The 25,870-nt window shown below is 34.4% G+C and carries 20 protein-coding genes; 10 read left to right on the top strand and 10 right to left on the bottom strand.

The window, feature by feature from the left end:
• Nucleotides 1–148 precede the first annotated feature (148 nt).
• Nucleotides 149–1,465 (top strand): GHKL domain-containing protein, encoded by a 1,317-nt coding sequence (locus tag FD26_RS05670; RefSeq protein ID WP_057867462.1) that lies wholly within the window; start codon nt 149–151, stop codon nt 1,463–1,465.
• The gene (locus FD26_RS05665; protein WP_057867461.1) at nt 1,465–2,220 is read left to right on the top strand and encodes a LytR/AlgR family response regulator transcription factor; all 756 of its coding nucleotides are present in this window, start codon (nt 1,465–1,467) and stop codon (nt 2,218–2,220) included. The genes FD26_RS05670 and FD26_RS05665 overlap by 1 nt, the downstream gene beginning before the upstream one ends.
• Before the next feature lie 71 nt (nt 2,221–2,291).
• Here the strand turns inward: FD26_RS05665 and FD26_RS05660 are convergent, their stop codons facing one another.
• Nucleotides 2,292–3,599, bottom strand: coding sequence for an SLAP domain-containing protein (locus FD26_RS05660; protein WP_057867460.1), 1,308 nt, complete (start codon nt 3,597–3,599; stop codon nt 2,292–2,294).
• Nucleotides 3,600–3,818: 219 nt separating this feature from the next.
• Here FD26_RS05660 and FD26_RS05655 point away from each other — a divergent pair, with 219 nt between their 5' ends.
• The gene (locus tag FD26_RS05655) at nt 3,819–4,661 is read left to right on the top strand and encodes a peptidoglycan recognition protein family protein (RefSeq protein ID WP_232230817.1); all 843 of its coding nucleotides are present in this window, start codon (nt 3,819–3,821) and stop codon (nt 4,659–4,661) included.
• Nucleotides 4,662–5,058: 397 nt separating this feature from the next.
• Here FD26_RS05655 and FD26_RS05650 read toward each other — a convergent pair whose 3' ends face one another.
• From FD26_RS05650 to FD26_RS05640, 3 genes are all read right to left on the bottom strand, one after another.
• Nucleotides 5,059–5,835 carry a hypothetical protein gene (locus FD26_RS05650; RefSeq protein WP_147000147.1) on the bottom strand — a complete coding sequence of 259 codons (777 nt, stop codon included), beginning with the start codon at nt 5,833–5,835 and terminating at the stop codon, nt 5,059–5,061.
• 27 nt (nt 5,836–5,862) lie between these two features.
• Nucleotides 5,863–6,198, bottom strand: coding sequence for a hypothetical protein (locus tag FD26_RS05645; RefSeq protein WP_057867457.1), 336 nt, complete (start codon nt 6,196–6,198; stop codon nt 5,863–5,865).
• 141 nt (nt 6,199–6,339) lie between these two features.
• Nucleotides 6,340–9,357, bottom strand: a complete 3,018-nt coding sequence (locus FD26_RS05640) for an MMPL family transporter (RefSeq protein WP_075887934.1) — start codon at nt 9,355–9,357, stop codon at nt 6,340–6,342.
• Nucleotides 9,358–9,578: 221 nt separating this feature from the next.
• Here FD26_RS05640 and FD26_RS05635 point away from each other — a divergent pair, with 221 nt between their 5' ends.
• Nucleotides 9,579–10,154: a TetR/AcrR family transcriptional regulator gene (locus tag FD26_RS05635; RefSeq protein ID WP_057867456.1), complete on the top strand. Its 576-nt coding sequence runs from the start codon at nt 9,579–9,581 to the stop codon at nt 10,152–10,154.
• Nucleotides 10,155–10,205: 51 nt separating this feature from the next.
• Here the strand turns inward: FD26_RS05635 and ptsP are convergent, their stop codons facing one another.
• On the bottom strand, nt 10,206–11,927 hold the full coding sequence (gene ptsP / locus FD26_RS05630; protein WP_057867455.1) for a phosphoenolpyruvate--protein phosphotransferase: 1,722 nt from the start codon (nt 11,925–11,927) through the stop codon (nt 10,206–10,208).
• A complete protein-coding gene (locus FD26_RS05625; protein ID WP_057867454.1) occupies nt 11,927–12,193 on the bottom strand; it encodes a phosphocarrier protein HPr in 267 nt (88 codons plus the stop codon). The genes ptsP and FD26_RS05625 overlap by 1 nt, the downstream gene beginning before the upstream one ends.
• 326 nt (nt 12,194–12,519) lie before the next feature.
• On the opposite strand from FD26_RS05625, the gene FD26_RS05620 reads away from it, so the two are divergent.
• A complete protein-coding gene (locus tag FD26_RS05620; RefSeq protein ID WP_057867453.1) occupies nt 12,520–14,721 on the top strand; it encodes an ATP-dependent Clp protease ATP-binding subunit in 2,202 nt (733 codons plus the stop codon).
• Nucleotides 14,722–14,776: 55 nt separating this feature from the next.
• Here the strand turns inward: FD26_RS05620 and FD26_RS05615 are convergent, their stop codons facing one another.
• Nucleotides 14,777–15,340: a PepSY domain-containing protein gene (locus FD26_RS05615; protein ID WP_057897038.1), complete on the bottom strand. Its 564-nt coding sequence runs from the start codon at nt 15,338–15,340 to the stop codon at nt 14,777–14,779.
• A gap of 136 nt (nt 15,341–15,476) precedes the next feature.
• On the bottom strand, nt 15,477–17,429 hold the full coding sequence (locus FD26_RS05610; RefSeq protein ID WP_057867451.1) for a hypothetical protein: 1,953 nt from the start codon (nt 17,427–17,429) through the stop codon (nt 15,477–15,479).
• Between the two features lie 287 nt (nt 17,430–17,716).
• Between FD26_RS05610 and FD26_RS05605 the strand changes: the two genes are divergently transcribed.
• The 3 genes from FD26_RS05605 (at nt 17,717) to FD26_RS05595 (ending at nt 19,809) form a co-directional block, all read left to right on the top strand.
• On the top strand, nt 17,717–18,742 hold the full coding sequence (locus FD26_RS05605) for a MucBP domain-containing protein (protein ID WP_057867450.1): 1,026 nt from the start codon (nt 17,717–17,719) through the stop codon (nt 18,740–18,742).
• 111 nt (nt 18,743–18,853) lie between these two features.
• On the top strand, nt 18,854–19,420 hold the full coding sequence (locus tag FD26_RS05600; RefSeq protein WP_057867449.1) for a cadmium resistance transporter: 567 nt from the start codon (nt 18,854–18,856) through the stop codon (nt 19,418–19,420).
• Nucleotides 19,421–19,473: 53 nt separating this feature from the next.
• Entirely contained in the window at nt 19,474–19,809 is a 336-nt protein-coding gene (locus tag FD26_RS05595; RefSeq protein ID WP_057867448.1) for an ArsR/SmtB family transcription factor, read from the top strand.
• A 39-nt stretch (nt 19,810–19,848) separates the two neighbouring features.
• On the opposite strand, the gene FD26_RS05590 is transcribed toward FD26_RS05595, so the two are convergent.
• Both FD26_RS05590 and rpoN read right to left on the bottom strand, forming a co-directional pair.
• Nucleotides 19,849–20,781 (bottom strand): AEC family transporter, encoded by a 933-nt coding sequence (locus FD26_RS05590; RefSeq protein ID WP_057867447.1) that lies wholly within the window; start codon nt 20,779–20,781, stop codon nt 19,849–19,851.
• Between the two features lie 134 nt (nt 20,782–20,915).
• Entirely contained in the window at nt 20,916–22,196 is a 1,281-nt protein-coding gene (rpoN, locus tag FD26_RS05585) for an RNA polymerase factor sigma-54 (protein ID WP_057867446.1), read from the bottom strand.
• 376 nt (nt 22,197–22,572) lie between these two features.
• Here rpoN and FD26_RS05580 point away from each other — a divergent pair, with 376 nt between their 5' ends.
• Complete coding sequence (locus tag FD26_RS05580) at nt 22,573–25,170, top strand: LPXTG cell wall anchor domain-containing protein (RefSeq protein ID WP_057867445.1); 2,598 nt, start codon at nt 22,573–22,575, stop codon at nt 25,168–25,170.
• Between the two features lie 163 nt (nt 25,171–25,333).
• Nucleotides 25,334–25,750 (top strand): SLAP domain-containing protein, encoded by a 417-nt coding sequence (locus FD26_RS05575; protein ID WP_057867444.1) that lies wholly within the window; start codon nt 25,334–25,336, stop codon nt 25,748–25,750.
• The last annotated feature ends 120 nt before the right edge of the window (nt 25,751–25,870 follow it).

Raw genomic sequence — 25,870 nt, 5'->3', positions numbered from 1 at the left:
CTATTAAGACTATTGCCCTTTTCCTCAAACATAAATATGTTACCATTCAAGTAAGTATTTCATTAAGGGAGGAAATAATATGGATATTTTTACTTCATTCATTTCAATTGGCTCAATTTTCTTACATCATTAATTAGGGAGATTTATTTTGTTTATATTTTCAATTCTGTCATGGTATTCAACTAACCTATTGGATACCATTCTTTTTTTTATCATTCTTTTTTTACTTAGTCCTCAGTTTAAAAACACTAAGAATATTTACATAGCTTTAACAATTAGTATTATATTTAGTTTTTTAGATTATTATCTTGATGGTATAAGCTTAATTGCTTCCTTTATATTCATAATTATAATTAGAAAATCGACTAATTATAGTTGGCTATCAACGATATCTTTTTTTATACTGGCTTTCTTAATAACTTCTATTACTCAGAATATCGCTAGCAGTCTTTTAATAGATTCCTTTGGTACAAGAAATTTATCACCATCCACTTTGTCATCAATAATAATTGTTGTAATAAATTATATTCTGAGTTTACTGTTAGCTTTCTTAATAAAATATTTTTTTAAAAGAAAATCTATCAGTTCTTTTTTCTATGACAAAACGGTTCGTGGAATTATTGGCATTGCTATAGTAATAACATTAGTTTGCTATTTAGTTTTGATGATTGTTTTTAATTACCTTCAGATTCCTCTTTCCTATTTAAGAATCACATTAATAATATCTGCTATCATTATTATTTTAATTGGTATCGGTGCATTTCTTTTTATTTCCAGTCGATTAAAAGAAATAAAGTTAGAATCAGAGATCAAGAACCTCAAAGAACGTAATATTTATATAAAAGAACTCGAAAGAAAAAATATTGAACTTCGAAAATTCAAACATGATTACAAAAATTTTTTACTATCACTCTCAGCCTCTTTAAAATCTAACGATATTCAGAACGATTCAATTCGAGAATTGCTAAACTACGCTGATGCAAATGTTGGTTCCAATTTATCAATTGAAAATGCTAGCTTATATAAACTACAAGATAGTTTAGTTAGAGGCATTATTATCACTAAGTTGATCTATGCTAAGAACCAAAATATCGAAACTAACTTTGAAATTGACGAAAATGCCAACATCCCTCAAAAAGAGTCCGTAGAAATAACTAGGATACTAGGAATACTCTTTGATAACGCTATTGAGGCGAGTCTTTTCAACGACTATCCTCAATTAAATTTTGCCATTATTTCATTCTCTGGCTACATTGAATTGATTATTAAAAACAACATTAAAGAACAAGAAAATATTGATATAAATAAAATATATACTACTGGCTACACAACTAAAAAAGAACACAGCGGTCTTGGATTATCTACTGTTAGAGAAATAATAAATTCAAATGACAATTTGCTGCTACAAACAAAATTTAAGGATGGTTACTTTACTACTATCCTAACTGTATTGGAAGATAAGTAATGTTACTTAATATAATAATTTGTGAAGATAATAAGGCACTTAGAACCTACTATCAATATATGATAAAGGAATATATTAAAACACATCCGGGTGTTGACATGAAAATAATTCTATCAACGGCCAATCCTAAAGAGGTCACTCTCTATATGGAAAGCCATCCCCATGATACTAAATTCTTCTTACTAGATATAGAATTTCCTGAATCTAAAATGAGGGGGATCGACTTAGCTACAAGTATTAGACAACAGGACTTGAATGCTAAAATTGTTTTCATCACTACGCATGAAGAATTAACGCCTATGATTTTTGAACGAAAAGTAGAACCATTGGACTACATTTCTAAAGAAATTGGTTTAGAGGCTATAAAGTCGAAATTATTTCAAGATTTAGAAGTAACGATAAATCGTTTAGTTCCTTCAAATCAAAAAAATAAAACTACTTTCAATTTTAGAATTGGTCCCAAGCCCTACGAATTTGAGATTAATCAAATCAATTATTTTGAATCATATGAGAATACCCATAATGTTTTCCTTCATTCAACTAATGAAATTATCGAATTTCCTGACACATTGAAAACGATCGAAACTAAGCTTCCCAATTTTTATCGTGCTCATAAAAGTCTCTTAGTTAATCCTGATAATATAAAATCCATTGACAGTAATAATCAAAAATTAGTTTTTATAGATAATACTACTTGCGATATTTCTAGACGAAAATTAGCAATTTTAAAGAAGCATTACCACATCGCAAACTAGTTTTTATGACCAAACAAAAAGAATCTCTTAACTTGGAATAAACCAAGTTGAGAGATTCTTTTTTAGTAGCATTATTTAATATTTGTAGCTTTAACCCATTCATTCGTAGCAACTTGATAATAAGTTGTTCCATTTAGAACCATCTTATTAGCTATTTGCCATGGTGTATTTGGTCTTAAAGCACGGCCTGTAATAGCTTGACCATCTTTAGTATAAAGTGTAGCAACAGCATTTGTAGTTGTAACAACACCTGATGCTGGTGTAACGTTGCTTGTAGTATTATTGTTTGCTGGTAATGTTACATCGTCACCTTTGACCCATTCATTTGTAGAAACTTGATAATAAGTTGTTCCATTTAGAACCATCTTATTAGCTGTCTTCCATGGTGTGTTTGCTCCTAAAGCACGGCCTGTAATAGCTTGACCATCTTTAGTATAAAGATGAGCAGGAGTATTCTTAGTTGTAACAACTTCAGTAAATGGTGTTACAGCTTCATTGTTAGAGTTAGCAACGGTAACATCGCTAGCTTCTACCCATTCATCTGTAGCTACTTTATAGTAAGTTTTGCCTTTAATAACCTTTGTATCAAAAGTCTTCCATGATGACTTAGCTTTCAAAGTACGGCCAGTAATGGCATTGCCATAAATTGTGTACAATTGTGCATCGTTATCGTTAACCGTAACGACACCAGTAGCAGCGTCAGCATTTTTAGTAACAGTAATAAATTGTGTATTATTGTCGCTTTGAAGCGTCAATGAAGTTGTGCCAGCCTTGTAGCCACTAGGTACTTGTGTTGAATTAAGGTTAACGACATCGCCAACTTTATCACTATAAATTTCAGTTCTACCTACTTCAATATTATCAGCTGTCTTGAAGATAACTGTGTTGAAAACTTTTTTATTAACAGGAACGTTGTATTCCTTGCCGTTAACCAAAGTGATTGTTTGTTCGGTATCATTAGCCCAACTACAACCAGCAGGAATATCAGTCAATTTATAAGTATTGCCTTCTCCACCGTTGACAACTTCTGAATTAACTAAATTATTATTTTGATCGACGTAATTAACTTTGACAGAAATCATCTTAGTTACTTTAACAGAAATATTAGCTTGATTATCACCGAAAACAGCTTTGTCACCAGAAATAGCATAACCATCTGGAACATAATCAATTGTGGCACCCTTAGTACCTTCTACGCTCTTAGTCAAAACAGCCTTACCGCTTTGATCATAATATGTAACGTTATTAGTAACGTTAGTTGTAGCTTGTGTTGTTGGATTGTCATCCGCATGTACAGTTGTTGGTGTTGTTACAGTAGCACCAAGGACCATACCTGAAACTAAAAGTCCACTAAACAATAATGATGTACTCTTTTTCAAAATAAACCCCTCCATATCTATACTTACTTCCAAGAATAATTATATAGCTGTGAGCTATTATTTTATTTTTTTCCACAACTCTTAAAACTAATTTAAATAAGTTATCCACAATCTTGTAACAATTCTGTAAACTTCCCTTTTATCAGCTTGTGCTACTCTTGTCTATGGGATTAGGGGGAATTTATTATCACAAAAAAGAAAACTATTATATCCATCATCTTGGTATTATTATTAATCATTACCGCAAGTCATCAACAAACCATTAAGGCAGACTCAAAAATTAACGATTATATTTTACAAAATCGTATTAAACCAGCTCAGATTCAGAATCAAGAAGGAACTTTCAGCGTCTGGCAAGGCTATCGTTACGGCGTCGGTCATCCTGAAGGGATTGTGGTCCATGAAACCTCAGAACCAAACGTAACTGCTCAGCAATTTACTGACCGTTTCAATCAAAACTGGCCTACGCTCCAAACCTATGTCCATGCTTTCGTTGACGATAATCAAATTCTCAATATTCACAACACTGATTACACCGTTTGGGGAGCTGGACCAACAGCAAATGCTCGTTTCATTCAAGTTGAACTCTGTCGAGTAAGTTCATATGATGCATTTGCTCGTTCACTTTCAAATGATGCTTACTATATCGCACAAAAACTAATTCAATATAATTTGCCTGATGTGGCTGGTCAAACTGTTCTATCTCACAAACAAACTAGTGATATGTGGCATGAGACTACACATCAAGATCCCAATTATTATTTCAGTACCTGGGGTTATGACATGGATCAATTTAACGCTTTGATCTCAAGCTATTATAATAATCTAAAAAATCATGGCGACGTTAATTGGCAAAATCCTAACGTTATTAAAGTAGATGACCCTAAAAATTCATTCGTACCAATCGTAAGTTTCAAAGACGATGGTTCAGTTTATACCGTCAGTGGTCGTGCCCTAGCCAATGATTCTTCATGGTATACTGATCAAACTAAACAATTGAACGGAGTTACCTATCACCGTATTGCTACTAACGAATGGGTTGCAGATACTTATAAAATATAAGTCTCAAATTTGTTTCTTGATTAATTCGTGAGTATTGAAGGGTGTCATCTTCCACTGAGACCATCCTAGCTCCGCTCCAGATTAGTGTATCTGTTAGTATTTTTAACTTTAAACTTGCTAAAATGATTCAGTTTATAATTTAAGACTACGAAAAAATAGCTAATGACTATAATATAAAAGTCATTAGCTATTTTTGGTATCTAACTATTTAAAATGAAATACTATATAACAATTACACTAGTCTGGAGCAAAAATTGAAATTGGCTCAACCGTGAAAATTGTGCGCAGCATAAGTTCCAAGTCGTACCCACGGCGTTTCAGCCAAATTTCAATTATTGCAGAAGGCGGCATCCTTTAATACACAACATACTTTAAAGTAAAAAAACTATTTGTATAGTTATAAATAAGTTTTATTTAACTTCTTAGTTATCTTAAATAATTGGGGATACTTGTTCCTATTCTTTTTTTGATAAAAGGCTGGATTGTTCAACTTAAACTGTCCATTCCTCATAACCCAATAAGTAACCTCAGGATTATTGATCACATAAAAATTCTTTAATGTTAGACCGTTCTTTTTATACATTGCTTGACGATACTTATTCTCTGGTCGATACTTATTCAATCCTAAAATCACTGTATTTCCAATATTAGGCATCGGAACAACTGAATTGGTAACCAAAACCTTTGTTTTAGGATTAGAAAAGCCATAACCTTTACCAAAATATTCGCCTTCAATACTAGTAAAATAATCTTTTGCTTGAGTAATTCCACCAGAAAACTCAGTTTCAATTGTCTTACCTGTAAAGGATTCATCCCCACTAATCACTTTTTCAATTTGAACAGTTCCTTTAGTTTCAGTTCCAATTGACCGATAATTTTCCGGTTGTAAATTGATAACCTTTCCTTTGATTAGCAATTGATTACCATTCTTCAGCCGTTCATATGACATATCCTCATCATTATATCCATCAGGGACTCTAATTATCTTTTTGTCGAACATCGCATCACTTACAGGGTGAGTATTCTTAATCCTCCTACTCCAAATCCGCTGATTCTTTTTAATCAATCGCGTTTGTTTGGACCGATCGATAGTAACTTGATTATTTTTTAGATTACATCCTGCCAATAAGAAAAAACATCCAAAGAACAATATGATCAATACTTTCTTTTTCATTAAATTAAGTCCCCTGAACTAATTTTTTTATTTAACCTGTCCACCCTTTTTAAACTGTACACCAATAAAATAAGTGATAGCTGACATAAAAAATGACATAAAAGCAAAAGTAATTAATGATGTCCAATTATAGTAACCACCATTTAACAACATATAAATGAAGAATACGATAAAATAAATTCCCCAAATGGTTTTTCTTTTCAATTCTGTAACTACTAAAATCAATGATAATAGGAAAATTAAAAGAATCTCCCAGGGAAAATTAGTTAGAATTGGTTGTTGCTGAGTAATATTTACTCCGATAACAATTAGAAACCAGCATCCCAAAAATATCAAAAAATTTCTAATAACACGATTCTTCATACATTCCCTCTCTCTCTTAAAAACTCTTATTCTAAGGGTAACATACTTCATTTATTTTCCGTCCTTGTCATAAATACAAATGGGCCCTAACGACTAGAAAAAGTCATTAGAACCCATTTTTTAATTAAGCTAAAATTTATACTATTCAGTCTCAGGAGATTTTTTACCATCGGACTTAGTTTTCTTATTTGTCTTAACGTGATTCATCCGATTCTCATGCCACATAGTTAAGCTTATCAGTGATGATAAGGTCAATGGCAAGAATATAACCAAAATGATTAATCCAAAGATCACACCTAAAGCAACTTGAATTAAAGTTGTAACACCAGATGGCATCAAGGCTGCAAAGGTACCACTTAAAATAATAGCCGCGGAAATGACCACTGTTCCAATAGCTGTAGCAGCATTAAGCATCCTATCCTTCAAATCAGGCATTGGTTCATCCTTAAATCTAACCATTAAGAAGATACTGTAATCGACTCCCAATGCCATCAACATAATAAATGTAAAGAACGGCGTATTCCAACTTAACAAATTATCTCCAAGGACAAACTTCGAGAAGATTCTTGTCAAACCTAGCGCCATTTCATATGCCAAAAGCAAAGTACCAATAATGGTCATTGGCTGCAAAATTGATTCCGTTACAACAATTAGGGCAATTCCAATACCTATTGTCATAATTAAGGCTGTTCTACCAAAGTCACCGTTAGCCAAAGTTCTCAAATCATTGTTCTGAGAAGTTTGACCACCAACAGCAACCTTAGCATCTTTCAATGCACCATGCTTTAAGTTAGACTTCATATCGCTTTGAATTGTCTTCAATTGTTTCGAAGTCGTTTCATTATTTGGATCATTCTTAAAGACAATTGTTAATTCAGCAATCTTGCGATCCTTACTCATATAAGCATCAAGGGCTGGCTTGAAAGTTTTACTCTTGATAGTAGATTTTGGTAAATAGAATGTATCGCCAACGTATGATTTACGCAAACCATCAAGATACGTCTTCATCGTTGCATTACCTGCTGCTAGACTATCTAAGCCATCACTCGCCGATGACAAACCAGATTCCAATTGAGTTACTTCAGAACTCATTTGTTTCAACTGCGTATTCATCTGTTGAACACCAGTATTGACTGTTGTAGCACCACTAGCAACGCTTTGACCACCAGATGTTAAGGTAGCACTTGAATTATTCAAAGTATTAGTTCCACTAGCCAAAGTTGATACACCCGATGTCAAAGTTGGAATTTGATTTTGTAGCTGCGTCATACCTGAAGAAACAGCTGCAGAACCGGCACTCAATTGACTGATTGAACTTTGCAATTGACTAATACTATTAGCTGCATTAGTTGTATCTTGACCAGAACTTTGCATCAAAGCTAATAATTGACTAGCTTGCGATGATAAAGAACTGACTTGTGATTGCAATTGTGCCATGCCTGAAGCCAATTGACTAGAACTGCTTGATAAGGTAGAAACACCACTAGTCAAAGTAGGCAACTGACTATTAGCACTTTGCAAACCACTATTGACACTTGAAACGCCTGAAGTATACTCATCAATTCCACTAGACAACTGTTGGGCTCCAGCTTGTAACTGACTAGTACCATCAGCTAACTCTTGAACCTGAGCTGTACTGCTGCTGATATTAGCACTCTGTAATTGCGAACTAGCTGAAGTTAAACCAGATTTTATCTTTTCTAATCCTTTAGTTGATGTATTCAAGCCATTAGTAATACTTACTAATTGGTCTTTCAAATACATATTTTTAATTTTGCTGCCACCTGGTTGTGTAGCTGAAGTTACTGTTTTAACACCAGGTTCTTTCTTTAAGTAATTTGTTAAATCATCAATAGCAGCCAACTTAGCTTGAGTAGTCATCTTAGAACTACCTTCGATATAAACCGTTGCTGGAGCCGACATTCCCTTACTAAAGTGATCCTGAATAACTTCATAACCTTTTTTAGCCTGGTATGTGTCAGGTACTTCATCAGCATTATTAAAGTTTAATGTGGAGCTGCTATTAACGAGAAATGGTACAGCACAGACAGCAATAATACCTAAAATAACCACTGGGTATGCCAAAGCTGTTCGTGACAAACCATACCAAATTCTACTTTTGCCACGACCTGCTGTAACCTTGCTAGGCCAAAACATTTTACTACCTAACGTCTGCATAAAGAACATGTTCAACGTTAAAAGAACTGCCAAAAGTACTAAGACACCAATTGCAACACCGACAGCACTTTGATAGAACGAAAACTTAGCTAGTGAAAGAACAGAAAATCCAATTAAAACAGAAATCCCACTGTAGAGAATGGTTCGACCACCATGCTTTTGAGCATCATGTGCTGCTTCATTAGCTGACAGTCCCCGAGCTAACGCTCCCTTGAAATAGTTATAGAGTAAAATATTATAATCCGTTCCAATACCAAACAAAACTACGACCAAGAAAACTTGAGTAAAGTTTGAAATTGGAAAATCAACTTTTTCCGCTAAGTTCATTACAATACTGAGTGAAGTAACAAATGCCACTCCAACATTCAACAATGAAATTAACGGAACAATTGGTGAACGGAATACCAAAATCAAAACAATAAAAATAAAGATAATTGCAATAACTTCGGTTTTTTGAATTCCCTTCTCGGTTACTGTCGAAAATTCATCATTTAAAGCATCCGCACCAGTAACATAAGTTTTGATTCCAGAAATATTCAATTGTTTTTGCAATTCCTTAACCTGCTGACCAACTGAATTATTCTTTTTAACCGTTACTTGAGCTAATTGGGTTGATTTATCCTTCGCAATCAATTGCTTTTTAGTTTCAGCATTATCGCTAGGACCCATAACTTTACTAATTTTGAGTAATTTTTTATTACTCAATTCATTTAACTTTTCATCAATCTTATCCGATTGAGAGGCTGTAAGCTTACCGCTGCCATTATTTTTAAAAACTACTGTATAGATTCGAACTGATTTATTGCCATTAGCCTTCTTTTCAATATTGGAAGCTTTTTGACTTTCAGTATAGGCAGGTAAAGTTATATTACCCTTGTTTCTAACCAATTGAGATACGTTTGGCATCGCAATGATCGCAACTAGGACAACAATTATCCAACCAATTAATGCAGAAGCATATTTATTCTTCCATTTCCGCATATTAATTTCTCCTTAAATGAATATCATATATAAACTTTCAGAAAATACATTGTTTATGGTAAAATTAGTCCTTATTTTATACAAGAGACAATTTTTATATATTAGCCTATATTTAGACACTTTTATAAATTTGCAAAAATTAAAACATTTATTTTTTAATTCAAACGTTTACATTATGCTAAAATGTCTAAGTAGGTTTAATCGTTTCGGGGGAATTACATATGAAAATAGATGTTACCAAACACCTTACTTTAGGAGCTAAAAGAACTTTAAAAGCCTTTCGAGTAGCCATGTTTGATGCTTTAAGCGAAAAAGATTTTGATAGAATAACTGTTAATGATATTTGTAAAAAGAGTGAATATCCACGAGCTACCTTTTATAATTATTTTGATGACAAGCTTGATTTACTAGAATATCTTTGGTCTTATATTGGTAAAAATATTTTGGATCAAATATCTAGTACTCAACATAATAAAAATAACCTCGTCAAAATATTTAATTTATTGGTAGATTTTTTCGAAGAAAACCCAGCTTTATTAGCAAATATCAAAAAATCCGATGGTTCCAACTCTCATTTGTGGCACAATATGTCAGGCTATCTTAAACATGAAGCTAATATAATTGTCTACAAGAACTACGCTGACAAAAATTCGGTTGCCTTACCGGCTCCATTAGTTTCCAGATTTTACAGTGACTTAATCATTGGCCTATTGGAATGGTACTTATTCGAAGAACCAAATGCTGATAAAGAAACGGCAGATAAATATTTAATTAATCTTTTAACTGGAAATTTTTAGAAAAAAAAAGGGGCTTGCATAAAATGCAAGTCTCTTTTTATATTTTTCGAATTACTTGTTCAAGTATTCTTCAACAAGTTTCTTATTATCTTCGTTAGTGATTGATTCGTTAACAGCACGGTCAGCTAATGAAGCAAGATCTTTAGTACTCAACTTCTTCATCAAACTTCTTACACGAAGTACTGATGTAGCACTCATTGAATATTCGTCAAGACCCATGCTTAATAGCAATGGAACCATTGTGTTATCACCGGCAGCTTCACCACACATACCAGCCCACTTGCCTTCTTTATGAGCTGATTCAATAACATGCTTGATCAATCTCAAAATTGAAGGGTTGTATGGTTGATATAGGTATGAAACATGTTCATTACCACGATCAGCAGCCATAGTGTATTGGATCAAATCGTTAGTACCAATACTGAAGAAGTCAACTTCTTTAGCAAATTGGTCTGCAAGAACAGCAGCAGCTGGAACTTCCATCATCATTCCTAATTGAATGTCGTCGGAAACCTTAACGCCGTCTTTAACTAACTTAGCCTTTTCTTCTTCAAAGACCTTCTTAGCATCTCTGAACTCTTGCAATGTACCGATCATTGGGAACATGATACGCAAGTTACCAAAAGCAGATGCACGTAGCAAAGCTCTTAGTTGAGTTCTAAAGATTTCTTGTCTATCCAAACTGATACGGATAGCACGATAACCTAAGAATGGGTTCATTTCTTCAGGAAGTGGCAAGTATGGAAGATGCTTATCACCACCGATATCCATAGTACGGACAACGACAGCCTTACCTTTCATACCTTCAAGAACTTTCTTGTAAGCCTTGAATTGATCTTCTTCAGTTGGAAGACTTTCTGATTGCATGTACAAGAATTCTGTACGATACAAACCGATACCTTCAGCACCGTTATCAACAACACCTTGTAAATCATCAGGTGTACCGATATTAGCAGCAACATCAAAGTGCTTGCCATCAGCAGTAACTGTTGGTTCATCCTTTAGTTTTTCCCATTCAGCTTTTTCAGCAGCAAATTCCTTTGCTTTTTGGGTATAGTTCTTGATATCTTCGTCAGAAGGATCAACAATAGCAGCACCATTCAAACCATCAATGATAACCTTGTCGCCATCTTTAACGTCTTTTGTAATTGTATCAGTACCAACAACAGCTGGTAGTTCGAGTGAACGAGCCATAATAGCTGAGTGGGCTGTACGACCACCGATATCAGTAACAAAGCCCTTAACATAACTGTTCAATTGAGCTGTATCACTAGGTGTCAAATCATGAGCAACGATAACGACATCATGGTCGATCAATGCTGGATTTGGAAGTGTAACACCTAGCAAGTGAGCCATAACACGCTTTGTAACATCGCGTACATCGGCAGCTCTTTCTTGCATATAAGGGTTATCTGTCATTCCTTCAAAAATAGAAATAAAGTTTTCAGATACATCGTGCAAAGCTTGTTCCGCATTTACTTTATTATCTGTAACTTCTTTTTCAACTGCACCTGTAAATTCTGGATCAGCCAAAATCATCTTATGTGCATCGAAGACTTGAGCTTCTTCTTCACCAAGAGACTCTTTAGCGATGTCTCTGATTTTTGTTAACTCATCATCTGATGTTGAAATAGCATCTTTAAGACGACTGACTTCTGAATCAGCATCTGAAACACTTTTCTTTGTAAAAGATAAATCTGGTTGAACTAAAAGGTATGCTTCGGCAGTAGCGATACCATCACTAGCTGCGATTCCTTTAATAGTTTTAACCATTATTCTGCCAAACCTTCTTTTGTCATTGTATCTGCAATAGCAGCAACTGCATCAGCAGCATCGTCACCATCAGCAGTAATTGTAACGTCAGCACCTTGGCCAACACCAAGTGACATAACACCCATGATTGACTTCAAGTTAACTGATTTACCAGAGAATTCAATATTGATGTCTGAGCTAAATTTACTTGCTGTTTGTACTAGCATAGTTGCTGGACGTGCGTGGATTCCTGTTTCTGCAATAATGTGAAAATCTTTCTTTTCCATAATAAATACCTCACCATATAATTATAAAATTCTGTAGTAAACCTACAAATATTCACTAATTAATTTACCATTATCTTTGATTTTTCACAAGTGTCTAGTCCAAAAAAAGTTAAGATAACTCAACTGTGATAAGCTGTTTAACGCTTACAACGCTAGAGCCTGAAAGCGTTTATATTATCAAACTTTTTCATACAAGCCTGAAAAATATTTTTTCTACTATTTAAAAAAAGAAAAAATTTATCTTTCCAAGCCTTAGCACTTGCATTAGTCGAGTGCTAATTATATACTACCGTTGTATCCTGTGATTAAGGAAAGGTGGGGTGCGAATGTTATGTCAGAATTGTCATAAGAATGAAGCAACAATTCATTTGTATACAAGTGTTAATGGTCAACGAACAGAAATTAATCTCTGCCAAGACTGTTATCAAAAGTTAAGAAATCAAGCTAACGAAGGTATGAATAATATGGCACAAAATCCAAATGGTGGATTTTCTAGTTTTGAAGACTTGTTCAACGCCATCAATGGCGCACAACAACCTAATGCTTTCGAGCAACAAGGTCCCCAAACTCAAACAGGCAATGGCGGCGAAAATGGCCGTAGACCTAGAGGTAACGGAGTCTTAGATCAATATGGTGTCGATCTTACTGCTCTTGCAAAAAAGGGTCAAATCGATCCTGTAATTGGTCGTGACAAGGAAATTGATCGAGTAATTGAAATATTAAATAGAAGAACAAAAAATAACCCTGTTTTAATTGGTGAAGCAGGTGTTGGTAAAACAGCTGTTGTTGAAGGTCTTGCTCAAAAGATCGTTGACGGCGACGTACCTGAGAAATTGCAACATAAACGTGTAGTACGTTTGGATGTTGTTTCTCTAGTTCAAGGTACTGGTGTTCGTGGTCAATTCGAACAAAGAATGCAACAACTTATCAATGAACTACAAAAAAGTAAGGATATTATTCTTTTCATCGATGAAATTCATGAAATTGTCGGTGCTGGTAATGCTGAAGGTGGTATGGATGCCGGTAACGTTTTGAAACCTGCCCTAGCCCGTGGCGAACTTCAACTTGTCGGAGCTACAACATTAAATGAATATCGAACAATTGAAAAGGATTCAGCTTTGGAACGTCGTTTGCAACCAGTTCAAGTAAATGAACCTACTGTTGACGAAACTATCCAAATCCTTAAGGGACTTCAACCTAAGTATGAAGACTATCATCATGTAAAGTACTCTAATGAAGCTATTAAAGCTGCTGCTGAATTATCAGCTCGTTACATTCAAGATAGATTTTTACCTGACAAAGCTATCGATTTAATTGATGAAGCTGGTTCTAAGAAGAATCTTCAAATCAATCATGTCGATATAGCTGACTTAGATAATAAGATTTCCGATGCGGAAGTTCAAAAACAAGCTGCTCTTCGTAACGAAGATTACGAAAAGGCCGCTTACTACCGTGATCAAGTTACTAAGTTCCAAAATATGAAAGATAGTAACAAAGATGAACCTGCTGGTCAAAATATCGTAACTGATAAAGAAATTGAAAAGATCATTGAAGAAAAAACTAACATTCCTGTTGGTGAACTTCAATCAAATGAACAAGCTCAATTGAAGAACTTAGAATCTGATTTGAAGGGTCACATCATTGGGCAAGATAAGGCTGTCAGCGATGTAGCTAGAGCCATTCGTCGTAACCGTATTGGATTTAATAAGTCTGGTCGTCCCATTGGTTCTTTCCTATTCGTAGGACCTACTGGTGTTGGTAAGACTGAGCTTGCTAAACAACTAGCTCGTGAGTTATTTGGTTCTGAAGATTCAATGATTAGATTCGATATGTCTGAGTACATGGAAAAGCATTCAGTTTCTAAGTTGATTGGTTCGCCTCCAGGGTATGTTGGTTATGAAGAAGCTGGACAATTAACTGAACAGGTTCGTCGTAATCCATATAGTTTGATCTTACTTGATGAAATTGAAAAAGCCCACCCAGATGTAATGCACATGTTCTTGCAAATTCTCGATGACGGCCGTTTAACGGATTCTCAAGGGAGAACAGTTAGTTTCAAGGATACTATCATCATCATGACTTCTAACGCTGGACAAGGCATGCAAGAAGCTAATGTTGGTTTTGGTGCCGAAGCTAGTGGAACAACTAATTCAGTTATGAATCGCTTATCTGAATTCTTTAAACCTGAATTCTTAAATCGTTTTGACGGTATTGTTGAATTCAACTCTTTGACTAAGGCTAACTTACTCAAGATTGTTGATTTAATGCTAGATGATACCAACAAGATGATTTCCGATCAAGGTCTAAGCATTCATGTAACCAAGGATGCTAAGGACAAATTAGTCGATTTGGGCTACAACCCTAAGATGGGTGCCCGTCCACTTCGTCGTGTAATTGAAGAACAAATTGAAGATAAAGTAGCTGATTACTTCTTGGATCATCCTAAGGATAAGCAGCTAGAAGCTCATTTAGACAAAGATGAAATTAAAATTTCTAAGTATAGTGCACCTGATACCGAAAATAATTAGTGGTGCTGATAAAAATAACGATAACTCCCAATGAGTTATCGTTATTTTTTTTGCTTTATTCATTTTCGATTTTTATAATAGTGCCTTTTTGAGCATTAATTTTAATTTCTTTGTCAGATTGATCTGACTTTACTCTTACTTCCCAAATAGCTATGCCATCATCTTTTTCCAACTTGAAATCAGTACTCTGACCGTCTTTGGCAGCTTTTTCGGCAATTCTAGCAGCCTTTTCTAAACTAATTACATTGTCCAAATCTAATTTTTTAGTTTGCGAATCATTCATATCATCTTCATCTAAAGGCTCTTCAGACTTTTGTTTGATTTTTTTGCTGACAGCATTAATATCCAATTGATATTCAGTCGTTTTATCACCGCCAATAATTGTATAAACTGGCTTGCCAAGACTTTTCTCTAATTCTATTGATACAACATCAGTATTAGGAAATGTCTTTTGATAAATTTCAACTGCCTCATTGGTCGTTATCTTAGTACTGTCCTTTAAAACTTTAGTAGCTGATGACTTTTCAGAATTATCGGTCATATTGTTAGTCGATGAGCAACCAACGACTATTCCTCCCATCAGTAGGATCATACTTAACCCCAATAAGTACTTTTTCATTAATTTCACCCACCCTTATGATTAAATTATCTTAATTATATTTGATTAAAGTGATTTTGACCAAAATAAGGGGCTATACATTTTTGTATAAAAAAAGAATCACGATTATTTAAAATCATGATTCCTCTTTTTATTTTTAGACACTATCAGTAAATTGCCAATTCAACTTAGTTTCATATTTACCACCAGCATTTACCTTACTATTATTCATTTCCAAAAGAACGCCACGATCAGATCTCCATTTAACTGAACCCAGTTCCTGTCCTGAATTAGTTTGGGCTACAACCGCCGAACCAAGTAATAAATCTTGTTCATAGTCATCATCGAAGTATTTCAAATGTCCGGATAAGACACTTTGTTTGTCCTCTGTATTAACAAAATCGCTATCCTGTGAAACTGTTAAAACAACAGGAGTCTTATCCCGACGCATATCGTCAACATCCATGATGTTGCTGCCGTCTGTTTTACGATAAATCAACTCATCGTTTCCAATTGGTTTAATAGTACCGTAATCGATATCTTTTATATTATATTCCAACTTGTTTGTAGTTAAATTCATCGTCCTAGCTGTTCCAATTCTTTGAATAGAACTGCCCGAATCATCGTTTCCTTGTAAATAACCAATTGACTTATATGTTTCGCGTTTAGAAACTGAACCTACATTAGTATCGACTGCTAAATCAGTACTCTGGTTAATACCTAAATTAAGATTCTTAATTGTCAAAGTTATCTCGCCGTTTTTGGAGTCTTGATTAACTTCATAATCGGAGTCGCTTACTTCATTGCCATCTAAAGTAATGCCATTGATAGTTGTTCCTGCTCTTAGCGGCAATACGTAAGTTCCGTTCTTTAATTTACCGCCAGTACTGTTGTTGGTGATTTTAGTATTATAGATGACATTATCGCCTTCATTAACATCGTATAAATTGTTACTGTTATCACTGCCACTGTCATAAGTCTTATTAGTTAATGTATCTTCCAGACTTATTTCAGGACCACCTATTGGTCTAACGTGTAAAGTTGCTTCATTAGTCTCGTACTCATACGTTTTCCCATTAGCCTTTACCTTGATATTGGCAAAAATTAGTGTTCCATCATCATCCAAGGTTGTAGCTGGTGTCGTATGCGACGTTGAATTATTTCCCAATTCAATTTCTGATTGCTCGTGTGTTATTGGATCCTCTTTGAACCAACGAATCGTGTAATTTATATCTTCATCAGAATCAAACTCACCGATATTTCCCATCAATTTAAAAGTGGCTTTATCTCCAGCATCAACTGTTTGATCTTCTAGGCCCCCACCAATTGTTACTTCAGTCTGATCTTTCACTGAAGAACCATCGTTATTAATGGCCGTACCAGTTACCGTAACTACTCCTGATTTATTCCGTCCATTAGCTGTTATCAATCCTGAATCTTCATCAATTGTCGCTAGGTCCGTATTATCAATGCTCCACTTAATATCACCAGTAAAATTCTTAGGTGTTACTGTAGCGTGAGCATATGTGGTCGTTGTTGTTATCTCTGAATCATAATTATATAAATAATTATCGTCAGTTGTAACTTTAATGTCTGTTGCTGCAACGTGTTTATCCAATGCATGAACAGCAGCTACCTTAGAATAAACAGTTGGTGAAAATGCTGAAACAACCATATACCAAGAGGTCATTTGTTGATAGTACTTAGTTCCAATTTCGGATGGCGTTACCGTTAAATTCTTTTTATCTCCACCATTTTTAACTTTAGTCCATTTTTTACCATCAGTTGTTTCATACCATTGATAGTGAGCCCATGATGAAAAAGTCAGAAGAGCCGTCACAAAAGATCTTGCTTGATCTGTCCGTAATGTTACTGGCGAATCAACCACAGTATAATTATTAGCCTGTGGCTGCAATGAATATCCAGAAGTCATCCAAATACCTAAGAACTTTTTAACGTCTCCTGTCGGAGTTTTATATGGTTTTATATCTTCAACGGAAATTTCATCATCGGCTCTTACTTCACGATGTAATGTATCAGTAAAAAGACAGCCGGCCAAAAGTGTTAACATAGCTATAATTAATGTCCATTTAACATTTCTTTTTTTCATGATGAAACCCCTTTCCATATTTATCAACATAAAAATTATATCATGTTATGATAACGGTATTATTCATATTTGACAATATTTATTTTATTAAAATGAACTATAATTAGAATCAAATTGTCCATAAATTGATTGATGGTTTTTACAAACCCACAAATATCAGTAATTGAAACAAAGTTTAAAATTCTTTTATTTTTCCATTAAATATCTTTAAGATACATCTATAAGACAGATAATCCCAAATTTTTCATGTTAGAATTACATTAATTAAATGTTAGAAGGGAATTATTATGGGAATGAAACACAGTAAAAAGCATCTTTCCCATAACGGGGAAAGAACTATGGGAAACGATGTACTCACATCTAAAATTAAAAAAATAGCTCGTGATGATGTTGAAATTAAGGTCTATTACGTTGATTCTATAGGCAATGAAATTACCCAATCAACTACTATCAAGGGACATTATCTAGATAAATTAGAAATTCCTTGGAAAGAAATCCCTGGGTATGTTTTGTCTTCAGTAACAAATTTTCAACAAACTTTTATTCCTAATTCCGATGGCATTTATCTAGTTTATGCTAACCAACTATCAGCACCAGTTATTGTCTACCACCGCAATCTTGATGGCAATTTGATTTCTGATCCTCAATATTTGGTTGGCGACTTAAATCGTAAATTTGAAACTAAACCCTTAGAGGAAGCCGATCATTTTTTGGTTCACGCTCCTAAGGATCATAATGGTCAATTTACTTCACAAGTTCAGGAACAAGAATATGTTTATAATGTTTTGCCATTAAAAAATTATCATATCAATAAAGATCTTTTTATTGAAACTCAAAATAATGTCAATGTTTATAACCAACCATTAAGTAATGCTCCGCTTGACAAGACACTTCCTTATGGAACCTCTTGGAAAATATATAAAGCCATGAAGGAAACTTATAATGGTACTATTTGGTACAATTTAGGTGGCAATACTTGGATTCCTAGTACTGAGAGCATCACTACAAAAGTTATTAAACAGACTTCACCCCGTCAGGATTTATTAAATAGTCCTTTAGCTGAAACAGCTAACAATATCAGTTACACTTATTCCGTAATTGATAGTATGGATATCAATAAGTCTGTCAGAATTCTTTATTACAAAGATCAATTTATTACCGCTTGGAAAACGCCTTACGGAGATATGGATAATACCCGTTTCCGTGGTGGTCAGTCTGTTTTTGTTAATAAGATTGTTCAACTCGACAACTACAGCGTTTGGGCTGAGCTAAAAGATGGCTACTATATCGAAAGTAAATATTTAAACTTATAAAAATAAGCTCTAATGACAAGAATTAAACAGTCATTAAAGCTTATTTTTATTAAGCATATATGTTACATTTAACATATGTTATAAATTACATATGTTTTGGAGGCATTTCTTTTGAACTATTGGCTTTTATTATTAACATTTCTCAGTGTAAACTTAGATTTTTTCTTCATGCTGATTTTTTTACTCAAAAAATATCTTTTATCAAAAGTTTTGCTTGGTTATTTATTGGGTAATTTCATTCTTTTAACGGCCAGTTTTTTAATAGGCAAAGCTCTAGCTAGTTTTTTACCAGAATGGCTCTTAGGTATTTTAGGAATCTTGCCGATTTATCTGGCCTTTCGAAAAGAAAACGATAGCGACAATGACAAGGCCGAGCATCAATCAGAAATCACTAACACTCTAATTACTTACCTATCGGTCTGTGCTGGTTGCAATCTCTCAATTTTCTTACCTGTTCTAGTTGGCGAAACCATCACTAACTTTATCATCACCCTAGGTTTCATAGGTCTTCTTACAATTATAATTGTCTTTGTAATCAATTTTATTTCTGATATACCTGCTGTAGCTAACGTTATGACCAAACATGGCGAAAAATTGATGAAAGTTTGTTATGTCTTGATTGGATTGTACGTTTTCTGGGATAGCGGCTTAATTCATCATCTACTAGCACTCATTTAAAAACATCTATACTATAATAAGAATAATTGCAGATTATTATAGAAGGATCAGACATGAATAAACAAACTTCAGAAAATTTACTTAACTCTAAACAACTAATTGAATCCGAAAGGATTTTTAAATTATTAAGTAATCCCAATCGTCTCCAAATGCTAAAGCTTTTGGAAAATAACACTCTTAGTGTCAGTGAAATTGGTCAAACTTTAAATATTGAACAATCGGTCGTTTCACATCAACTATCAATTCTTAAACAGCATCAGTTAGTCAATTCAGAGAAAAAAGGCAAATACAATTATTATCGTTTAGATGATCCACATATTTTAGACGTCATTAACGAGATGTTAGAACATGCTGACCATGTTATTCGCGGCAAAAAACATGGGGAATAATTACTCTGTTACATTTAATATATAATTCTATAAAAAGCTTTAAAAGAGATTTCCTACAGCGAATACTAATGGAATTGTTATCAAGCTTAATATTGTTGATAAACTCATTAAAGAAATCGCTGGGGCCGTATCGCCATCAACTTGCAAAGTAAAAAGCACGACTAACCCTGCAGCAGGACACGCTGCCATAACAATGGTCGTATAGAAGGCTATTCCAGTTACGCCGACCAATTTTAAAATAAAAATACCTATGATAGGAAAAAGTAAATTACGTAATAAGATGGTCAAACCAATTTCTTTATTTAACATATCCCGACTAAATTGAATATTAGCCAAACTATTTCCAATTACAATCATCGATAAAGGCGTATTGACAGATCCAACATATTTAATAATTTGGTTAGGAATACTGGGTATTTTTATTGAAAACATAAAAATAAAAATACCAACAAAAATAGCGATAATATTAGGATTTAATAAGACTTGGCGCCAATCTGTCTTTTCGACTGTGCCATTATCATTATCCCGAAACAAAGCAACACCTTGTGTCCAACTGAAAATATTAAAAGCTGCTAACGAGACAACTGCAAAGAAAACTCCTTCTGAACCAAACAAGGCACTGATCAACGGTATACCCATAAATCCTGCATTAGAATAAATACTGCCATATTGAGTTATCCGCCGTAAATTTTGATTTTTTAAATGTCCAAACAATAATTTAGCTATAAGAATTTCTACTAAATAAAGAATAAAAACTCCTAAAACTGCCAATAAAAATTGCTGAATTCGATTGCCTGAATATGGCTGTTCAAAAGCATTGACAATCAAACATGGCGAGACGATATATAGCAAAACATTTGTCAGATCGCTAGAGGTTTGCGAATGCATAAATTTTAATTTATTGATTAAAACTCCAATCAACATTAAGCCAAACATTAAAATAATTTGATTGATCAACTGTCCAATATTCATAATATGCATTCCCCTTTAGTTACTATATTATTATACAAATATTTTATGCCAAAAAGAAGACAATAGATATTTTCCAATTTGAAATAAAAAAATGATTGGTTCAGTAATAAAATTACTACTGAATCAATCATTTTTTAAACTCTTCGACGGCTAGTCGATGGAAATCCTAATTGTTCACGATATTTAGCAACCGTTCTACGGGCAACTTTAAATCCATCGTCAACTAACAGCTCTGAAATTTTTTGATCACTGTATGGTTTGCTTCTATCTTCATCAGTCAAAATTTGCTTAATTTTAGCTTTAACTTGATCGACTGATTTATCCTCTCCAAACGTTACTTTACTCCGACGTGAGAAGAAGTTTTTCAATTCAAAAATCCCAAAATCAGTCTGAATGTATTTTCCGTTGATTGTTCGACTAACTGTCGATTCACTTAGTTGCAGTTTCTGAGCAACATCCCGAATCAATAATGGCTCCAATGCTTGAGTTTCTTGCATAAAAAACTTGTACTGAGCTTTAACGATACATTTACCAATAATAGAAATTGTTTCTATCCGACGCTGCAAATTATATTCCAAAGTCTTGTATTGACTATATTTATCCCGAATATATTTTTCAACGGCCTCATCCGTAGACTTATTCAAACGATCATAAGTTTCTTCAGCAAATACTAATTGCGGTTGACCATACTTAGTCACAGACAGCGTTAATTTATCTTGATTCTTCTTTACCTGTAATTCCGGAACAACGTACTGTTCATCTTGCGAATTGTAGCGTTGACCTGGATTAGCTGTCAATGACTGAATAAAATCAACATCTTTTTGCAATTCAACATTTGATAGTTTTAAAGCATGTCTTAATTTTTTCCATTCATGCTTTGTAAACAATTCAAAGTTATCGCTCAACATTGACAAAACAGCTTTATCTGCATGATCTGCCTCAGCTTGAAGATACAAGCATTCTTGCAAATTTTTAGCTCCTATCCCTGGGGGATCTAAACGATGCAACAAAGTCTTAGCATCTAGCAACATAATTGGCGTTATATCTGGTAGTTCGGAATAAATTTCCTCATCAGTCATTGTTAAATAACCATTTGGATCTAACTGCTCAATTAGATAAACTACCAAATCCCGCAAAGGAGTCTGCCTCATTGTCAATTGAACTTGATCTAATAAATACTCAAATAACGATTGTTGATCATCCTTAATTTGATAAGATTTACTATCTCCATTATCAATAAATGGCATATCCAAATTAACTCGAACATCAAATAAAGGATTCTCCAAACTCTGCTCATTTAAATAATCAGCCAAATCAATCGCATCCGACTGTAAAATCAAAATTGATTGTCGCATTCCTTGTGTTAAGGACAACCCTTGAACTTGTTTCTGATTTAAATTCTGTTTAAGTTCCATCAGGTTCCCTCCCCTCTATTAGTCAATTAATAAATTAGAAAACATCAACCAATTCATTTAGTTTTAAAACGTTTTCATATAATTACTGACTTAATGATAGCGCTTTTTATTGATTTGTATTTATTATCAAAAAAATTATTTTTCTAAAATTCTACTTTTTTGTATTCTCTAGAAATAAAAAGTATTTAATTTCATCAGATATTTTGTCTACTAAATTCAAGCCTTTTTTCTTGATAAATCAAAAATTGGTATACATATAGACCTCGGTGTATACATATAATATACTAAGTGGTCTATTTGATTTACTTATTATTTTTTACGCCATATACTCTGGTCGTAACAAATTTATAAAAAAGCACTAAATGGGGATCTTAATATGAAAAAGAAAAAATTATTAATTGCTATATCCACGATTGGATTATTTTTAGCAGTTTTATTCATGTTGATACCTCAAGCTCGAACGGCCTATGCTGCAACAGTTTCTTCATCGATATCAACCGAAAATAATCCACCTGGTGTTCCCAAAACAACAGCAAGTACCCCGGCAACTGTCGACACTCCTCCAACGACTTCGACAACTACTAAGGCAACTACTAATATACCAAGTTCCAATACACCAAGCACCAAAGTTGAAATCTCTGTATCTGGGTTAAACGGAACGGATGCTAAAGTAACTGATATTCTAGGGAATCCTATTACTCCTTCGGATAACTTATACACGTGGTCAAATTATCACGTTGACTACAATTGGAGTATTCCTGATGGAGTTCCAATTAAAAGTGGAGACACAGTGAGCTTTTATCTTCCTGAAGGTTTAGTAGCCTCAGGAAATTTATCTTTCCCAATTTATGATAATAATGGCAAAGAAATTGGTATCGCCACTATTAGAAATGGTGAAGCCTCCGGTACTATTACTTTCAATGATGCTTTAGAGAATACTGAAGCTAACCGTAAAGGAACCCTTTCGCTCATTTCTAAAGGAACTAATACAGGCGATAGCAATGAAGGCGAAAATTGGATCTTCAACAAAAATGGCTGGGTTGCTGGATATGATAATAACGATGTTCCCAACGAAATTACTTGGAACATTGCCTTTAACCCTAACCAACATAACCTTAACAATGTTGTTATTACCGATACTCTTGGTCCTAACCAAGAATATATACCTAGTTCTTTGAATGCCATTGCCGGATCCTATGGACCTAGTGGATTCATCAACAATGGCGAACAACTACACCCTGTTGTAACTACTGATGGCAACAAAGTTATTATTACCTTCCCTGGCAATGTAACATCAGCTGTTGATATTTATTATCGGGTTAAGTTAATCAACACCAATCCTGATGGAACAACAACTTGGACCGATCATGCTACTATGATTTCTAGCGAGGGCGAGCATAATGTTGATTCTTCTACTTCTTGGGGAGGTGCTGGTACTGGTACTGGTGATCAAAAAGTTGGCTCAGTTAAACTAACTAAGACTGATCCAACCGGAAAAATTAGTTTAGCCGGTGCTGAATATCAGCTAGAAGACAGTAAGGGATCTGTTCTCTTTACCAATGGCGTCACAGATGAGAATGGTATCTTAAATGTTCATAATTTACCTTACGGCACCTATACTTTAACAGAGGTAAAAGCACCAGACGGCTATCAAATTAATCCCAATCCTATCACTTTTACGATTCCTGACGACAACGTGATTGATCTTGAATTAACTCAGCCTGATACTCCAGAGACAGGGGCAGTTATTCTTAAAAAGATTGACCCTGATTCTAAAGTAAACCTTTCCGGTGCTACTTTTAATTTATTAGATAGTAATGGGAACGTTATCAAAGAAGGATTAGTAACCAGCGAAAATGGTGAAATCTCTGTTGATGAACTTCCTGCTGGCGACTATTCATTCGTTGAAACTCAGCCTCCAGCTGGCTATGAATTAAATCCTACTCCAATTAATTTCACAGTAATTGCTGGTCAAACAACTCCTGTCGAATTAGACAAATTTAACGTAGCAACAACTGTTGTCAATAATACTGGTAACGTAACTCTAACGAAAACCGACGTTACAACCAACGAATTACTCCCCGGCGCTGTTTATGATTTATTAGATAGCGAAGGCAATATAATTCAAAGTAATTTAATCACTGACAAAAACGGTCAAATTACCGTTACGAATTTGGAAGCTGGCGACTACGCCTTTGTAGAAACTAAAGCTCCTGAAAACTTCATGATTAACAAGACGCCAATAAAATTTACCATTGTCAAAGACATTAGTAGTAATCTTGAAGCCAAAGATCAGCCTATTTTAGAAGAGCCTGGTAATCCTGATGAACCTGGCGGCACTGAACCTCCTACTACCAACCCTGAAGAGCCCGGTAATCCTGGCGGTACTAAGCCTCCTATTACTAACCCTGAAGAACCTGGCAATCCTGGTGGCACTAAACCTCCTATTACTAACCCTGAAGAACCTGGTAATCCTGGTGGCACTAAGCCTCCTATTACTAACCCTGAAGAACCTGGCAATCCTGGTGGCACTAAACCTCCTATTACTAACCCTGAAGAACCTGGTAATCCTGGTGGCACTAAGCCTCCTATTACTAACCCTGAAGAACCTGGTAATCATGGTGGCACTAAACCTCCTACTACTGGTCCTGAAGAGCCCGGTAATCCTGGTGGTACTGAACCTCCTACCACTGGCCCTGAAGAACCTTCTAAACCTGGCATTACACCACCAATAACTTTACCTAGTGTTCCTGGTGGCATTGGACCAGAAAATCCTGGCAGTGGAATTTCAACCCTACCTAAATTACCTGGCACTATTACTGGAAATGTCACACTTCCTGAAACAGGTTCAGGATCTCAAAAAGGTAAGCTACCTCAAACCGGTGAAAATAATCAACTATTCATTATGATTAGTGGTTTCTTCATTATTTTGTTCCTTATCTTTAAACACCTAATCAAAAAATTGAATGCTTAGTAAAATTTTCAATCCTTCTAAAGATTATTTTTAGGAGGATTTTTTTATACACAATGGCTACACAAAAAAGATTCTTTTTATAATTCAATAAGTTATTATCTTTCTTGATAACAGGATATTTATGCAGTGCAGTTATCAATATTCTTCCAAGGAGATTAATATTATGAAATTAAATCAAAGAGTTTTTTTGAGCCTTTCAATCTTTCTAATCGGCATCGGTCTAGCAATCCCACCTACAGTCGTGGATGCCGCTACAATAATTGATCTAAAAGAAATGAACTCTGACGGCTTTCTTTATAAAATTGCTTCAAATAAATATATTAAGGCCAGTGATGTCAAGATCATTACTAACGACAACAAGGAAGACCCTAATATGATAGCAACGCTTGAAGCTAATGATTTTCTTCTAAAAGTTACTGTTCCTAAAGCACACCTATATGATTCTCAAGCTAAACAGTTATCAAAAGAAGTTCCTCAAGGTCATGTTTACGTAATTGGCAGTCAAGATGATTTCAGCAACAGAACTTACTATCATATATCCAAAAATAAACTGGTTTCAGTTATCGATAGCTCCCTTTAAAACTAGGCAACAAAATTTTCTCCTGAATCTGACAAATACAAAAGGACCCAATGACTGATAAAAAGGTTCTTACTAAAGTTTGGTTATATCATGAGTATTTTAAATTCCCGTCCTCCACAA

Source organism: Companilactobacillus crustorum JCM 15951 (assembly GCF_001434585.1).
In the GTDB taxonomy this organism is placed as follows: domain Bacteria; phylum Bacillota; class Bacilli; order Lactobacillales; family Lactobacillaceae; genus Companilactobacillus; species Companilactobacillus crustorum.
Note: the sequence above shows the minus strand (reverse complement) of the source record. Positions and strands in the feature narration are given on the sequence as shown.

Excerpts from the sequence above, each read along its gene's own strand:
- FD26_RS05665 (WP_057867461.1), top strand. The coding sequence starts at position 1,465 with ATGTTACTTAATATAATAATTTGTGAAGATAATAAGGCACTTAGAACC.
- FD26_RS05650 (WP_147000147.1), bottom strand. The coding sequence starts at position 5,835 with ATGAAAAAGAAAGTATTGATCATATTGTTCTTTGGATGTTTTTTCTTA.
- FD26_RS05645 (WP_057867457.1), bottom strand. The coding sequence starts at position 6,198 with ATGAAGAATCGTGTTATTAGAAATTTTTTGATATTTTTGGGATGCTGG.
- FD26_RS05640 (WP_075887934.1), bottom strand. The coding sequence starts at position 9,357 with ATGCGGAAATGGAAGAATAAATATGCTTCTGCATTAATTGGTTGGATA.
- FD26_RS05635 (WP_057867456.1), top strand. The coding sequence starts at position 9,579 with ATGAAAATAGATGTTACCAAACACCTTACTTTAGGAGCTAAAAGAACT.
- ptsP (WP_057867455.1), bottom strand. The coding sequence starts at position 11,927 with ATGGTTAAAACTATTAAAGGAATCGCAGCTAGTGATGGTATCGCTACT.
- FD26_RS05625 (WP_057867454.1), bottom strand. The coding sequence starts at position 12,193 with ATGGAAAAGAAAGATTTTCACATTATTGCAGAAACAGGAATCCACGCA.
- FD26_RS05620 (WP_057867453.1), top strand. The coding sequence starts at position 12,520 with ATGTTATGTCAGAATTGTCATAAGAATGAAGCAACAATTCATTTGTAT.
- FD26_RS05615 (WP_057897038.1), bottom strand. The coding sequence starts at position 15,340 with ATGAAAAAGTACTTATTGGGGTTAAGTATGATCCTACTGATGGGAGGA.
- FD26_RS05610 (WP_057867451.1), bottom strand. The coding sequence starts at position 17,429 with ATGAAAAAAAGAAATGTTAAATGGACATTAATTATAGCTATGTTAACA.
- FD26_RS05605 (WP_057867450.1), top strand. The coding sequence starts at position 17,717 with ATGGGAATGAAACACAGTAAAAAGCATCTTTCCCATAACGGGGAAAGA.
- FD26_RS05595 (WP_057867448.1), top strand. The coding sequence starts at position 19,474 with ATGAATAAACAAACTTCAGAAAATTTACTTAACTCTAAACAACTAATT.
- FD26_RS05590 (WP_057867447.1), bottom strand. The coding sequence starts at position 20,781 with ATGAATATTGGACAGTTGATCAATCAAATTATTTTAATGTTTGGCTTA.
- rpoN (WP_057867446.1), bottom strand. The coding sequence starts at position 22,196 with ATGGAACTTAAACAGAATTTAAATCAGAAACAAGTTCAAGGGTTGTCC.
- FD26_RS05580 (WP_057867445.1), top strand. The coding sequence starts at position 22,573 with ATGAAAAAGAAAAAATTATTAATTGCTATATCCACGATTGGATTATTT.
- FD26_RS05575 (WP_057867444.1), top strand. The coding sequence starts at position 25,334 with ATGAAATTAAATCAAAGAGTTTTTTTGAGCCTTTCAATCTTTCTAATC.